General features: G+C 70.5%; 11 protein-coding genes and 1 pseudogene. 7 read left to right on the top strand and 5 right to left on the bottom strand.

All coding sequences use genetic code 11. From position 1 onward, the window contains the following. Positions 1–51: 51 nt before the first annotated feature. The 5 genes and pseudogenes from ABZ552_RS18650 to kstR form a co-directional block, all read right to left on the bottom strand. On the bottom strand, positions 52–921 hold the full coding sequence (locus tag ABZ552_RS18650) for a metal ABC transporter permease (protein WP_281877035.1): 870 nt from the start codon (positions 919–921) through the stop codon (positions 52–54). 611 nt (positions 922–1,532) lie between these two features. Further along, positions 1,533–2,396 (bottom strand): annotated as a pseudogene (locus ABZ552_RS18645) (ATP-binding cassette domain-containing protein); the annotation flags it as partial. A 4-nt stretch (positions 2,397–2,400) separates the two neighbouring features. Then, positions 2,401–3,282, bottom strand: coding sequence for a zinc ABC transporter substrate-binding protein (locus tag ABZ552_RS18640; RefSeq protein ID WP_281877037.1), 882 nt, complete (start codon positions 3,280–3,282; stop codon positions 2,401–2,403). Between the two features lie 163 nt (positions 3,283–3,445). Further along, the gene (gene otsB, locus ABZ552_RS18635) at positions 3,446–6,019 is read right to left on the bottom strand and encodes a trehalose-phosphatase (protein WP_357438551.1); all 2,574 of its coding nucleotides are present in this window, start codon (positions 6,017–6,019) and stop codon (positions 3,446–3,448) included. Positions 6,020–6,275: 256 nt separating this feature from the next. Further along, positions 6,276–6,926 carry a cholesterol catabolism transcriptional regulator KstR gene (gene kstR / locus ABZ552_RS18630; protein ID WP_043686038.1) on the bottom strand — a complete coding sequence of 217 codons (651 nt, stop codon included), beginning with the start codon at positions 6,924–6,926 and terminating at the stop codon, positions 6,276–6,278. Between the two features lie 145 nt (positions 6,927–7,071). Between kstR and ABZ552_RS18625 the strand changes: the two genes are divergently transcribed. From ABZ552_RS18625 to ABZ552_RS18595, 7 genes are all read left to right on the top strand, one after another. Then, a complete protein-coding gene (locus ABZ552_RS18625; RefSeq protein WP_357438548.1) occupies positions 7,072–9,225 on the top strand; it encodes an acyl-CoA dehydrogenase in 2,154 nt (717 codons plus the stop codon). Between the two features lie 25 nt (positions 9,226–9,250). After that, entirely contained in the window at positions 9,251–10,315 is a 1,065-nt protein-coding gene (locus tag ABZ552_RS18620) for an acyl-CoA dehydrogenase family protein (protein WP_281877042.1), read from the top strand. Then, complete coding sequence (locus tag ABZ552_RS18615) at positions 10,300–11,460, top strand: acyl-CoA dehydrogenase family protein (protein ID WP_357438545.1); 1,161 nt, start codon at positions 10,300–10,302, stop codon at positions 11,458–11,460. The genes ABZ552_RS18620 and ABZ552_RS18615 overlap by 16 nt, the downstream gene beginning before the upstream one ends. A gap of 18 nt (positions 11,461–11,478) precedes the next feature. Then, entirely contained in the window at positions 11,479–12,414 is a 936-nt protein-coding gene (locus ABZ552_RS18610; protein WP_281877045.1) for an OB-fold domain-containing protein, read from the top strand. Then, positions 12,411–12,830: a MaoC family dehydratase gene (locus tag ABZ552_RS18605; protein ID WP_281877046.1), complete on the top strand. Its 420-nt coding sequence runs from the start codon at positions 12,411–12,413 to the stop codon at positions 12,828–12,830. Before ABZ552_RS18610 ends, ABZ552_RS18605 begins: the two co-directional genes overlap by 4 nt. Beyond that, on the top strand, positions 12,823–14,001 hold the full coding sequence (locus ABZ552_RS18600) for a lipid-transfer protein (protein WP_281877048.1): 1,179 nt from the start codon (positions 12,823–12,825) through the stop codon (positions 13,999–14,001). Before ABZ552_RS18605 ends, ABZ552_RS18600 begins: the two co-directional genes overlap by 8 nt. Before the next feature lie 63 nt (positions 14,002–14,064). Beyond that, the gene (locus ABZ552_RS18595; protein WP_281877050.1) at positions 14,065–14,502 is read left to right on the top strand and encodes an NUDIX domain-containing protein; all 438 of its coding nucleotides are present in this window, start codon (positions 14,065–14,067) and stop codon (positions 14,500–14,502) included. Positions 14,503–14,511 lie beyond the last annotated feature (9 nt).

The following is a 14,511-nucleotide window of genomic DNA, read 5'->3' as shown; positions in this document are numbered from 1 at the left end:
ATGCGACCGGCACGACGCCGGCAGCGGTAGGCCGGACCGGTGAGCCGTGGCTCAGCGGGCGCGGGCGAGTCGGCGGTTACGGGTGCCGAGCACGCGGCACGCGAGGTAGATCAGGAACGAGATGGTGGTGACGAAGGTCGAGACCGGGACGCCCGGCGCGAGCGACAGCAGAATGCCGCCCACGGCGGCGACTTCCGCGAACACCACGGCGAGCATCGTCGCGCGGATCGGGTCCGCGGTGAGCTGGGCAGCCGCGGCGGCCGGGGTGATCAGCAGGGCCAGGACCAGCAGCGCGCCGACGATCTGCACGCCGAACGCCGCGGTGATGCCGAGCAGCACGGCGAACACGATGGACAGCGCGCGCACCGGAACACCGCGCGCCACCGCCACCTCCGGGTCGGAGCTGGCGAACAGCAGCGGCCGGTAGACGAACGCGAGCACCGCGATCACCCCGGCGGTGCAAACGGCGAGCAGGCCGAGACCGTTGTTGCCCACGCTGACCACCTGGCCGGTCAGCAGCGAGAATTTCGATCCCGCGCGATCGGGCCCCAGCCACAGGAACAGCACCGAGAGACCCAGGCCGAACGAGAGCACCACCGCGATCACCGAATCGCGTTCGCGCGCGCGGGTGCCGAGCAGGCCGAACAACACCGCGGCGACCACCGACCCCGCGATGGCGCCCAGACCGACCCCCACCCCCGCCAGCAGCGCGGCGGCGGCGCCGGTCAGGGACAGCTCGCTGGTGCCGTGCACGGCGAACGACATCTGCCTGCTGATGATGAGCGGACCGATCACTCCCGACAGCAGCCCGAGCAGCGCCGCGGCGAGCAGTGCCTGCTGGACGAAGCCGTAGGACAGCAGGTTCGCGGTGGTGCCGAAGTCGAGCATCTTGCCGAGGACGCCGGAGAGCTTGTCGGTCACGACCGCGCTCCGCTCTGTTCGGGATCCGCGGGCCGGGCTGGACGGCCGCCTTTGCCCTCCGGAGAGTCCGCCGAAGCCTGAGATGCCGACGGCGCGCCGTTGCGGTGTAACGAGCCGATCGCCCCGTCAGCCGCCACCGCGGTGGCCAGGCTCGGCGGCGACGCGTCGCCTGCCGCTCCGGTGCTCGCCGACCGGCCCGAGTTCGCGCGGTCGGCGGTGGTTGGAACCGCCGGTGTTCGGGTGCCGTTGGCCGCCGGGCGGGTTGCGTGGTCGGTTCGTGCGCTGGTCTGGAGATCGGCCGAAGTTGCGGGGGCGGTTGTTTCGTCGTCGGTCGACGATCCGCCTGGAATCGCGCGGGCGGACGCGCGGGCCGTAGCCGTTTGGTCGCCCGGGACGGCGCCGCTGGTTACCGAGTGGGTTGTGGACAGGCCGCCCCGCGCGCTGGTTCCGGAGTCGGCCGGTATCGCGGGGGCAGCGTCGGTGATTGCCGGGGTCTGTGTGGTGGGAATCGGCTCTGCTGCGGATGCCCCCGTCGCGGCATCGTCCGCCGGTGCCGAGGCGGAGGCCGAGTCGCCGTGTGGGAATTCGTCGCCGGCCGGGCCGTGACAGTGACCGCCTGCGGTGCCCAGCGCGTCCATGGTGTCGCCGGTGCCGACGACCACCAGACGCCCGCGCACCCGCAGGACGTCCACCTGGGTGCGGTACAGCTCCGACAGCACCGCCGAGGTCATCACCTGCTCGGGCGTCCCGATCCGGAACCTGCCGTCGACCAGGTAGAGCACCCGATCCACCAGCGGCAGAATCGGGTTGATCTCGTGCGTTACGAACAACACCGCCGTGTCGTGGGTGCGCCTGCGGCGATCGATCAGTTCGGCCACCAGTCGCTGATTCGCCAGATCCAGGCTGAGCAACGGTTCGTCGCACAGCAGCACCTTCGGATCGCCGACCAGCGCCTGCGCCACCCGCAGGCGCTGTTGCTCGCCGCCGGACATCGATTCCAGCGGCGCGTGGGCGAAGTGCTCCGCTCCGACGTCGGCGATGGCCGCGGCCACCTTGCGCTTGCGCTCGGCGCGGGAGCGCAAGCCGAGCCCCCAGCGATGCCCGTCGACACCGAGCCCGACGAGGTCGACGCCGCGCAACTGCACCCCGGCGTCGATCGTCTTCTGTTGCGGCACATAACCGATGTCGTGATTGCCCGCGCGCGCGGGAGAGCCCGCGATCCGCGCCGTGCCGGAACTCAAACCGACTTGACCGAGCAGCACCTTCAGCAGCGAGGTCTTGCCCGACCCGTTCGGGCCGAGTATCGCGACGAATTCGCCCGGCGCGACGGTGAGATCCAGCCCGTCCCATAACGTTCGGCCCCCGAACGAGAGGCGGGCCGCCTCCAGCCGCACCGCGGCCGAGTCGTCGCCGCTGTTCGATCGCCGCCGGTCCACCCCGTCGGTGTGCTCGGTCAGCGCGGCTCCCTCGGTCATCTGCTCAGCCCAGCGCGGCGGCCAGCGCCTGCGCGTTCTTCGTCTGCCACTGAATGTAATCCACGCCGTCGGGCAGGGTCTCGGTCACCTCGACGATCGCGACGCCCGCGTTCTGCGCGGTGCCGCGCAGGTCCTTGGTGATCTTGTCCTCGGTCTGCACGTTGTAGATCAGCGCGCGGACCCGTTTGCCCGTGAGCAGATCCTGAGTCGCCGCGACGGCCGCGGGCGCCGGGTCGGTCTCCTGCTCGACGGCTTCCTGGAACTCGTGCGGAGTCAGGTCCTCGGCTCCGGCGGCGGCCACCAGGTAGTGCGCGAGGGGTTCGGTTTGCAGGACCGGCGTCTTCGGGTGCTCGGCGGCGAGCTTGCCAGTGATGGCGGCGACCGCGGCGAGCCGGTTCTTGAACGTCGCGGCGCGCTCGGCGTAGGCCGCGGCCTTGTCCGGGTCCAGTTCGCCGAGCTGGGCCGCGATCCGGTCGGCGACCACGTCGACGGTGCGCACGTCGTACCAGACGTGCTCGTTGTCGTCGCTCTGGTCGACGCGCACGGAGAACGCGTCCACGGTGCGCTTGTTCGTGCCCGCCACCGCCTTCTCCGCGAACTCGTCGTAGCCGCCGCCGTTGTAGACCACGAGGTCGGCATCGCTGAGCGCGGCCGACTCGACGGCGGAGGTCTCGTGGGAGTGCGGGTCGGCGGACGGATCGGTGATCAGCGACCGGACGGCGGCGTCGGGGCCGGCGACGGCGGCGGCGATGTCGCCCCAGACGTCGGTGGAGGCGACGACGGTGGGCCGTGCGTCGTCGTTCGATCCGCCGCAGGCGGTCAGCGTCAGGGCGGAGACAACCCCCACAGCGATGCCTGCGCAGGTGATGGCAAATCCGGTTCTCACGTGGGGGTACTCCTGGCAGTGCTCTAGATCATAATGGAAATCGTTCCCGTTTAACTCTAGCAGGGGACGGTTAGCCGCGAGCCGAGAAGCCCCTCGAAAGAACGGAATGCGAAGGGCCCGGGAACGATTCCTCGTTCGCGGGCCCTCGGCCGGCTGCGCGCTGTCAGACCAGCGCGGCCTCCACCGGTTGTCCCAGCAACTGCGCGCAGCGCAACAGGCCGAGATGGCTGTAGGCCTGCGGGTGGTTGCCCAGCGAGCGCTCGGCCACCGGGTCGTACTCCTCGCTGAGCAGCCCGGTCGGACCGGCCACGTCGACCAGCTGCGCGAACAGCGCCTCGGCGTCGGAGCGCTTCCCGATCAGCAGGTACGCCTCGACCAGCCAGGCGGCGCACAGGTGAAATCCGCCTTCGCCGCCGGGCAGGCCGTCGTCGTGGTGGTAGCGGTACACCGTCGACCCGCTGCGCAGCTCGGCCTCGGTCGCCACGACGGTCGCCGCGAAGCGCGGGTCGGACGGGTCGATCAGGCCGCTCAACCCGATGTGCAGCGTCGCCGCGTCCAGGTCGGTGCCGTCGTAGGCCGCGGTGTAGGACTGGACCTCGTCGTTCCAGCCCTTCGCCTTCACCTCGTCGGCGATGGTGTCGCGCAGCACCGACCAGGCCGGATCGACCTCGCGGTCGAACTTCTGCGCCAGGGTCAGCGCCCGGTCGACGGTCAGCCAGCCCATCACCTTCGAGTACACGTGGTGGCGCGGGTTGCCGCGGATCTCCCAGATGCCGTGGTCGGGCTCCTGCCAGCGCCGCTGCACGGCCGCGACCATGGCGCAGACCAGCTCCCAGTCGGCGTCGGGCAGCACGTCCGCCGGATCGGTGACGCCACGCAGCTCCCTGGCGTGCGCCAGGGTGGCGATCAGGTCGACGATCGGGCCGAAGACGTCCAGCTGCACCTGCATGTTGGCCGCGTTGCCGACGCGCACCGGGCGCGAGCCCGCGTAGCCGGGCAGCTGATCGATCGAGGCCTCCGGCGGTAGCGTCTCGCCGTACAGCGTGTACAGCGGGTGCAGGCGCTCGGGGCCGGGCAACGTCTCCAGCACCCGGTGCACCCAGCCGAGGTAGTTCTCGGCCTCGGCGAGCGAGCCGAGCGAGACCAGCGCCTGCGCGGTCAGCGCCGCGTCGCGCAGCCAGCAGTAGCGGTAGTCCCAGTTGCGCACACCGCCGATGTCCTCGGGCAGCGAGGTGGTCGCGGCCGCGAGAATCGAACCGGACGGCGCGTGCACCAGGCCGCGCAGGGTGAGCGCGGAGCGCTTCATCAGGTCGGGCTTGAGCGGCGGCAGCGTGAGCGTCGCGGCCCACTCCGACCAGTACCGCTCCGCGGCCCGCCGCCGCTCCGTCTCACTGGTCGTAGCTGGATCGAGATCAGCGGTGCCACAGCGTAGTTCGAGCACGACGGGGCCCTTGGACGGGTCCACCACGGCCCGGGCCGATTCGTGCGTTCCGTCCGAGACGATCTCCCAGTGCACGCCGGGGGAGCGCAGCACGATCGGGTCGTTGGTGCCGTACACGCGCAGCCCGCCCTCCTGCGCTTCGAGGTTCACCGGCACCTGGCCGAACTCCGGCCGGGGGGCGAAGGTGATCACGGCCTTCGCGTCGCCGGTGATCACCCGGGTGAGGTCGGTGCGGGTGGGCGCCACGTCGTGCGGCAGGTAGTCGGTGACCTGCAACTTGGCCCAGCGCGTTTCGACGGTCATCGTGCCGTCGACGTAGCGCTGCGACAGCGGCAGGCCCGGCCGTTCGGGCTCGATGGTGAAGTGACCGCCCTGCGGGCCGCCGAGCAGGTGCGCGAACACCGCGGCGGAGTCGGGTTCGGGGTGGCAGAACCAGGTCACCGTGGCGTCCGGGGTGAGCAGCGCGACCGAGCGCGGGCTGGCCAGCATGGTCAGCCGCTCGATGCGCGGCGCGCTCGCGCCTGCCAGCCAGGTCCGGCGCTCCTCCAGCAGGTAGGCCAGCGCCCAGGCCACGGCCTCGGTGCTGTCCACCCGGAACTTGGCCAGGCTCTCGCCGTCGCCGACCTTGATGCCGACGTCGGGCCCCGACAGCACCCGGAACGCCTTCTCGTCGGTGACGTCGTCACCGAAGAACACCGCGGCCGACGCCCCCGCCTGATGCCGGACGGTGTCCAGAGCCGTGCCCTTGTCGGTCTGCACCACGGCCAGTTCGATGACCGCCTTGCCCTCGGTGACCTGCACGCCGAACCAGCAGGCCGGGCCGAGCCGGACCTGCGACAGCGCGCGATGGCCGATCTCCGGGCTGGCGTTGCGCACGTGCAGCGCGACACTGGCCGGCTTGATCTCGACGGTGACGCCCGGATTGTCCGAGGCGATCTGGTTCAGGGCGGTCTGCACCTCTTGGAGCAGATGCTTGGCGTCGTTGTCGATCGCGTGCACGAAGCCCACGTCGAATTCCGAGCCGTGGCTGCCGATCAGTTGCACCTCGACCGGCAGGCGCGACAGCGCCGCGAGATCTCGCAGCGCGCGGCCGGAGATCACGGCGGCGGTGGTCCCGGTCAGGCCGGCGAGGGCTCGTAACGCGCTCACCGATTCCCGATGGGGGAAGGCTTTGGCCGGGTCGGACACGATGGGCGCGAGTGTCCCGTCGTAGTCCGATGCGACCAGCAGCCGTGGCACGCGCGCGACCGTCGACAGTGCACGGCGAAGTTCCAGTGGCAGATCCTGTGCGCTCACGCATCCAACCTAGTGATCGGAGGAGTTTTTTCAGGGGCGGGCAAAACAATACTGGGTTGAATTTGCCGCACAGCAACACACCGGTCCGCGTGCGCACCATAACGCACGAGCTGAACCGGTGTCCGGTAGATCTGCCCAGCTGACGCCAACGGGATCCGGGTAGGTGAGCTTCGTCGCAGCACGGGAGCCCTTCGGGCCCGGCGCGGTGACCGGGCGCCGAAATCGCTCGATGTGCGCTGAGAGATCCGCCTGAAGCTTACTGGTTGCGCTCGCCCAGCAGCAGGTCGACGGTCAGTTCCAGGCGTTCGGTGACGTCGGTGGCCGAGGCGCGCCGGGTGAGCCAGGCGACCAGATTCGACAGCCACACGTCGCTGATCACCCGGGCGATGGCGAGCTGGCGCTCGGTGGGCTCGCCGTCGTTCATGGCGCGGGCGAAGACGCGGTCCATGACCTTGCCGACGCGGTCCACCTCGGCGGCGGCCGAGGCGTCGGCGAACATGAACGCCCTGGTCATGGCCTCGGTGAGGAGCGGGTCGCGCTGCATCATCCGGGTGATCTGGGTGAGCAGCAGATGCATGCGCTCCTGGGGAGACTGTCCGGCAAGCGGCTTGCGTTTGCCCTCGATCTGCTCGAACTCGCGCGACAGCGCCGAGACCAGCAGGTGCACCTTCGACGGGAAGTAGCGGTACAGCGTGCCGACGGCGACGTCGGCGCGTTCGGCCACCGCGCGCATCTGGACCGCGTCGTAGCCGCCCTTGGACGCGAGCGCCAAGGTCGCGTCCAGGATCCGCTTGCGCCGTTCGCGCTGCGCCGCCGAGCTCAGCTCGTCCTCGCTGAGCGTGGTGACCGTGGCCGCGGGCCGGGCCGCGCTCGGGTCGGCTGGCTGCGATCGGGACGGACTGGCCATTGATGAAAGTCCTTTCCGGAAACGTCGTTTCGTCGGCTGCGTGCGCGGTGTGGCCGCGGCGGCGATGGTCTCTTGACTTCCGCCCGGCTAGGATATTAGAACATGTTCTAGGTGTGGGAGTCACGCCGGAAAGGCGGTATGGAGTGTGACCATCGCCACCACTGACGAGCATAAAGCCGTCCAGGAGTCGATGCGCGGATGGGCGGCGTCGGTCCGTCCAATTGCAACAATGCGGACCGGTGCGGCCGACTTCTGGCGCGCCTATTGGCCCGCGCTGGCCGAGATCGGGATCTTCCGGGTCGCGGTGGCCGAGGACGCGGGCGGTGCGGGCGGGTCGGTCGCCGATCTGGCCGTGCTGGTGGAGCAGGCGGCGCACGACCTGGTCGGCGGCCCGGTGCTCGCAACGGCTTTGGCCAATCTGATCACCGGCGGGCGGCTCGACGAGGACCTGCCGTGCGGTGTCGCGCTCGACTTCGTCGTCGGCTCGACGGTGAGCGTACCCGCCGCAAGCGATGGTGTGTTGCTCACGGGTACCTGGGAGTCCGTGCTCGGCGCCGCGCCCGGGACCGCCGTGCTGCTGCCGATCGACCATCCCCAGGGGCAGCGCTGGTGCCTGGTGCCGCCCGACGCCGCAGGCTTGCGGGTGGAGGCGCTCGCGCCGCTGGACCCGAGCACGCCGCTGGCGCGGGTGCACTGCGCCGACCTGCGCGTGCCCACCGAACGCGTGTTCGTCGCGCCGCACGCCGCCGAGGATCTGCTCGTCGCGCTGGTCGCCGCCGAACTGTCCGGCCTCGCGGGCTGGTGCCTGGAGACCGCGGTCGAGTACGCCAAGGTGCGCGAGCAGTTCGGCCGCAAGATCGGTTCGTTCCAGGCGGTCAAGCACATCTGCGCCTGGATGCTGTGCCGCACCGAACTCATCCGCGCCGTGGCGGCCGACACCGCGGCCGCCGTGGACGACGGCGGCGCCGAGCTGCCGATCGCCGCCGCCATCGCGGCCGCGATCGCTCTGGACGCCGCGGTCGAGACCGCCAAGGACTGCATCCAGGTACTCGGCGGCATCGGCTTCACCTGGGAACACGACGCGCACCTGTATCTGCGCCGGGCGACGGCACTGCGCCAACTGCTCGGCGGTTCGGCGCACTGGCGGGCCCGGGTCACCGAGCTGACCCGCCGGGGCCTGCGGCGCACCACCGGCGCCGACCGGGTCTTCGCCGAAGAAGGCGTGGCCGCCGTGGACGGCGACCGCGCGCACGAACTGGCGGCCGACGTCGCGCGGATCGCGGCGCTGCCCGCCGAGCGGCAGCGCGACGCGCTGGTCGAGGCCGGCCTGGTCATGCCGCATTGGCCGCGGCCGTACGGGCGCGCCGCCGACCCGATGACCGGCCTGGTGATCTCCGAGGAACTGCGCCGCGCCGGGCTCACCGCGCCCGACCTGGCGATCGGCGGCTGGGCGATCCCGACGTTGTTGCAGCACGGGACGCCGGAGCAGATCGAGCGCTTCGCCTGGCCCACTTTGCGCGGCGAGGTGGTCTGGTGCCAGCTGTTCAGCGAGCCGGAAGCGGGCTCCGACCTGGCGGCGTTGCGCACCACCGCGAAGAAAGTGGACGGCGGCTGGGTGCTGCGCGGTCAGAAGGTGTGGACTTCGCTGGGCGACAAAGCGAATTGGGCGATCTGCCTGGCGCGCACCGACCCGGACGCGGCCAAGCACCGGGGCATCACGTACTTCTTGGTCGACATGCACAGCGCCGGGCTCGAAGTGCGCCCGCTGGTGCAGATCACCGGGGAGGCGCGTTTCAGCGAGGTCTTCCTCGACGACGTGTTCGTGCCGGACGACTGCGTGGTCGGCGCACTGAACAACGGATGGAAGATCGCCCGCTCCACCCTCTCCACGGAGCGGGTGGCCATGGGCGGCAACGGCATCGGGCCCGTGCTCGAAGAGCTGATCGCGAAATCGCCCGCCACCGGTCCCGGCGCGGAGCTGGTGAACGATCGCCTGGGCGGCTTCGTCGCTGAGGCGATCGCGGGCCTGCTGCTCGAGCAGCGGGCCGCGGTGAAGATGCTGGCGGGCGGGGACCCCGGCGCGCAGAGCAGCGTGCGCAAGCTGGTCGGCGTGCGCCACCGCCAAGCGGTCGCCGAATTCGCCGCGGAGGCGGCGGGCCCGCTGGGCGCGCAGGACTCCGAGGTCACCAAGGAGTTCCTGCTCACGCGCTGTCTGTCGATCGCGGGCGGGACCGAGCAGATCCTGCTCACCGTGGCCGGTGAGCGGATTCTGGGGCTGCCCCGTGACGCGGACAGCTAGCCCTACAGTCGATCGGGAGACAAGCGTGGACTTCACCAGGGACGAGGGCCAGGACGCCGTGGCCGAGGTCGTCGTGAGCTTGCTGGAACGTGAACCGGCGCGCGACATGCGGTTGTGGCCGAAGCTGGCCGACTCCGGCTTGCTCGTCGTCGCGCTGCCGGAGCGGTACGGCGGGGACGGCATGGGGCTGCTGGAGGTGTCGGCGCTGCTCACCGAGCTGGCTACCGATGCCGTGGCGGTTCCGGCGCTGCCGACGCTGGGCTTCGGCGTGCTGCCGGTGGTTGCCTGCGCGCCGGAGCGCGTGCAGGAGCTCGTGTTGCCCGGGGTCGCCGAAGGCGCCGTGCTCACCGCGGCGTTGAGCGAACCGGCGGCACCGTTCACCGTCAAGCCGGAGACGACCGCGATCGTCGACGGCGACACGGTGCGCGTCACCGGCCACAAGGTCGCCGTGCCGTACGCCGAGGAGGCGAGCTGGCTGCTCGTGCCGACCAACGCGGGCATCGCCGTGGTGGACGCCCAGGCCGACGGACTCACCCGCACACCGACGCCGGTCTCCGGCGGCATCCCCGAGTGCACGGTGCGGCTGGACCAGGTGGAGATCCCCGCCGACCAGCTGTGGCCGGTCGGGCTCGCCGACCTGCACCGGCTGGCGCTCGCCTCGATCGGCTCGGTAGCCGATGGATTGCTCAAAGGGGCGATCACGCTCACCGCCGAGCATCTGCGCACCCGTCACCAGTTCGGCAGGCCGCTGGCGGAGTTCCAGGCGGTGGCCCAGCAGATCGCGGATCTGTACGTCGTCTCGCGCACTCTGCACGTCGCCGCGGTTTCCGCGAACTGGGCTCTGGCGCAGGACGATGCGAGCCAGGAGCATCGCGAGCGCACCGACGACGATCTGGAGATCCTGGCCTACACGGTCGCCGGGGAATTGCCCGCGGCCATGCAGAAGTGTCATCACCTGCACGGCGGCCTCGGTGTCGACATGACCCACCCGATGCACCGCTACTACTCACAAGCCAAGGACATCGCTCGCTGGCTCGGCGGCGCGTCGTTCCGGCTCGACCGATTGGGGGCCAGATGTTCATCGACCTGACCATCGAGCAACGCCGGCTGCGCGACGAACTGCGCTCCTACTTCGCCGATCTCGTGACTCCCGAGGAGGAGGCCGAGATGGCGGTGAACCGGCACGGCGACGCCTACCGCGCCGTGGTGCGCCGGATGGGCCGCGACGGCTGGCTCGGCGTCGGCTGGCCCAAGGAATACGGCGGCCAGGGCTTCGGGCCGGTCGAGCAGCAGATCTTCTTCAACGAGGCGGTCCGGGCCGACGTCCCGCTGCCGCTGGTGACGCTGCTGACCGTCGGGCCCACCTTGCAGCAATTCGGCACGGACGAGCAGAAGCAGCGGTTCCTGCCCGGAATCCTGTCGGGGGACATTCATTTCGCGATCGGCTACTCCGAGCCGGAGGCGGGCACCGACCTGGCCGCGCTGCGCACCTCGGCGGTGCGCGACGAGTCCGGGGACTGGATCGTCAACGGGCAGAAGATCTTCACCACGGGCGCGCACGAGGCCGACTTCATCTGGCTGGCCTGCCGCACCGGCTCCACCGAGTCGCGCCACCGCGGCATCACGATCCTGATCGTGGACACCACCGATCCCGGCTACTCCTGGACGCCGATCATCACCTGCGACGGCGCCCACCACACCAACGCGACGTATTTCGACAACGTGCGCGTCCCGGCGAGCATGCTGGTCGGCGAGGAGAACCGGGGCTGGAAGCTGATCACGACGCAGCTCAACCACGAGCGGGTGAGCCTGGGTCCGTCCGGCAAGATCGAACAGCTCTACGACCGGGTGCGCGACTGGGCGCAACCGCGCGGCGTGCTCGCCGAATTGGACGTGCGGCGCGCGCTGGGCCGCATCCACGCCATGGTCCGGTTGAACGAGCTGCTGAACTGGCAGGTCGCCGGGACCGTGGACGGCGACCAGGCCCAGGTGATCGCCGACGCGTCCGCCACCAAGGTCTACTCCACCGAATCGCTCCAGGAGGCGGGCAGGCTCGCCGAGGAGATCGTCGGCCGCTACGGCGACCCGGCCGACCCGGCCACCGGCGAGCTGCTGACCTGGCTGGACCGCAGGACCAAGCAAAACCTCGTTGTCACCTTCGGTGGCGGCGTCAACGAAGTGATGCGTGAGCTGGTCGCCTCGTCCGGGCTGCGGCTGCCGCGAGTACCCCGATAACCAGTGAAGGAGCCGCGCGTGCCGGAAACCACTACTCCGGAAGCCATTCTCGCCGCAGCCGAAACGATCAAGGCGGCGGGTGCGTGCGCGCCCCGTTCCGGGCGCGATCCGGTGAACCAGCCGATGATCAACAACTGGGTCGAGGCGCTGGGCGACGCCAACCCGATCTACGTCGACGAACAGGCGGCGCGTGCGGCGGGACATCCCGGCATCGTCGCGCCGCCCGCCATGGCCCAGGTGTGGACCATGTTCGGGCTCAACGGCTCCAGGCCCGCCGACGACCCGATGGGGGCGGCCACGGAGCTGCTCGATGCCGCGGGTTACACCTCCGTGGTCGCCACGGACTGTCAGCAGACCTACCACCGCTATCTCAATGTCGGCGAGCAGGTCTCGGTCACCAGCACGCTGTCGGATATCCGTGGCCCGAAGCGCACCGCGCTGGGCGAGGGATGGTTCGTCACCTTCCAGACCAGCTGGCGGGTCGGCGACGAGGTGGTCGCCGAGATGCTGTTCCGGCTGCTGAAATTCGCTCCCGGCACCGCGGCGCCGAAACCCGCCGCGGGCGAGCGGGTCAAGCCGCTGGTTTCCTGGGACACCGAATTCTTCTGGGACGGAACCAAAGCCGGTGAGCTGCGCATCCAGCGGCTGCCGGACGGATCGCTGCGGCATCCGCCGATTCCCGCCATCTGGCAGGACAAGTCGAAACCGACCGACTACGTCGTCGCCTCCGGGCGCGGCACCGTGTTCAGTTACGTCGTGCATCACGCGCCGAAGGTGCCGGGGCGGCAGCTGCCGTTCGTGGTGGCGCTGGTCGAATTGGAGGAAGGCGTGCGCATGCTCGGTGAACTGCGCGGCATCGACCCCACCGAGGTGCGGGTCGGCCTGCCGGTGGAAGTGGGCTTCGAGAAGCTCGACGACGAGACGGTTCTGCCGGTCTGGCAGGTGGTCGCATGACCGCGGCCGTCGAACCGGACGCCGTGCGCGTCGGCACGGTGCTGCCCGAGCTGGTGATCCACGCCGATCCGACATTCGTGATCAGCACCGCACTGGCCACCAGGGACTTCCAGGACGTGCACCACGACCGGGACAAGGCCGTCGCCCGCGGTTCGAAGGACATCTTCGTCAACATCCTCACCGACACCGGCTTGGTGCAGCGGTTCGTCACCGATTGGGCGGGTCCGCGCGCCGTCGTCAAGTCGATCGCGCTGCGCTTGGGCGTGCCGCTGTACGCCGGGGACACGCTGACGCTGACCGGCACGGTGACCGCGCTGGAGGGCGACGACATCCACATCGCCGTGGTCGGCACGGACAGCCTCGGCGATCACATCACGGCCACGGCCGTCATCGCGTTGCGGAGGGCCGATGTCTGACCAGCGGATCTCCGGCCGGGCCGCCGTCGTCGGCATCGGCGCCACCGACTTCTCCAAGGACTCCGGGCGCAGCGAACTGCGCCTGGCCGCCGAGGCGGTCACCGCCGCACTGGCCGACGCGGGGCTGACGCCCGCCGACGTGGACGGCCTGACCACGTTCACCATGGACACCAACACCCAGGCCGCGGTCGCCAGGGCGGTCGGCATCCCGCAGCTGACCTTCTTCAGCCACATCGGTTACGGCGGCGGCGCGGCGTGCGCCACCATCCAGCAGGCCGCCATGGCGGTGGCCACCGGCATCGCCGACGTGGTCGTGGCCTATCGCGCGTTCAACGAGCGGTCGGTATCGCGGTTCGGGCAGTTCTCCACGGCGCTGGCCACCGCGCCCACTTCGTCGGGCATCGACGCGGGCTGGTCCTACCCGCAGGGGTTGGGGACGCCGGCCGCGCAGGTCGCGATGGTCGCCCGGCGCTACATGCACGTCTACGGAGCCACCAGCGAAGACTTCGGCCGGGTGGCCGTGGCCGACCGTAAACATGCCGCGGTGAACCCGGCCGCCTTCTTCTACGGCAAGCCGATCACCCTGGCGGACCACCAGAACTCCCGCTGGATCGCAGAGCCGCTGCATCTGCTGGACTGCTGCCAGGAGTCCGACGGCGGTGTGGCGATCGTGGTCACCAGCGTGGAGCGGGCCCGCGATCTGCCGCAGCGTCCCGCCGTGATCGCCGCGGCCGCGCAGGGTTCCGGCGCCGACCAGTACGTGATGACCAGCTACTACCGCGACGCCATGACCGGTCTTCCGGAGATGGGGCTGGTCGGTGAGCAGCTGTGGGCGCAGAGCGGATTGCGTCCGGAGGACATGCAGGCCGCCATCCTCTACGACCACTTCACCCCGTTCGTGCTCATGCAACTGGAGGAGCTCGGGTTCTGTGGCCGCGGCGAGGCGAAGGACTTCATCGCAGGCGGCGCCATCGAGATCGGCGGCCGGCTGCCGCTCAACACCCACGGCGGCCAGCTCGGCGAGGCGTACATCCACGGGATGAACGGCATCGCCGAGGCCGTGCGCCAGATCCGGGGCACCTCGGTCAACCCGGTCTCCGACCTGACCAACATCCTGGTCACGGCGGGCACCGGCGTCCCCACCTCCGGCTTGGTGCTCACCACCGGCTGATCCGGTCGGCGTCGCCTGCGCGCGGACGACCGGTGGGAATCGCCGAGGCGTAGGTTGGGCTCGGTGGTGGACCGGCATCTGGTGGACGTGCACGTGCTGTTGCTGCGCGGCGCGGAGGTGTTGCTGAGCAGGCGGCGCAGTGCGGACGAGTTCGACGGGCTGTGGCACCTGCCGGCCGGGAAACTGGAGGCGGGGGAGTCGGCACTCGCCGCGGCGGCCCGCGAAGCGTGCGAGGAGGTCGGCGTGGTGATCGCTCCGGCGGATCTGCGGCACGTGCACTCCGCGCACGTGGTAGATACCGGGCGGGAGGCGCGGATCGGGTTGTTCTTCGAGACGCGCCGCTGGTCGGGCGAGCCGGTCAACCGCGAGCCCGGCAAGTCGTACGAACTGCGCTGGTTCCCCCTGGCAGACCTGCCGGAGACGCTGATCCCGTACCCGGCCGCAGGCATCCGCGGCTATCTCGACGGCGTGACCTACAGCCAGCGCGGCTGGCCGGACTGAGCGCGGCGG

This window comes from Nocardia sp. NPDC019219, assembly GCF_040632645.1.
Classification (GTDB): Bacteria; Actinomycetota; Actinomycetes; order Mycobacteriales; family Mycobacteriaceae; genus Nocardia; species Nocardia sputorum.
Note: the sequence above shows the minus strand (reverse complement) of the source record. Positions and strands in the feature narration are given on the sequence as shown.

What these genes read in the sequence shown, in the direction of transcription:
- kstR (WP_043686038.1), bottom strand. Translation starts at nt 6,926, where the DNA reads ATGGCCAGTCCGTCCCGATCGCAGCCAGCCGACCCGAGCGCGGCCCGG.
- ABZ552_RS18615 (WP_357438545.1), top strand. Translation starts at nt 10,300, where the DNA reads ATGTTCATCGACCTGACCATCGAGCAACGCCGGCTGCGCGACGAACTG.
- ABZ552_RS18605 (WP_281877046.1), top strand. Translation starts at nt 12,411, where the DNA reads ATGACCGCGGCCGTCGAACCGGACGCCGTGCGCGTCGGCACGGTGCTG.
- ABZ552_RS18600 (WP_281877048.1), top strand. Translation starts at nt 12,823, where the DNA reads ATGTCTGACCAGCGGATCTCCGGCCGGGCCGCCGTCGTCGGCATCGGC.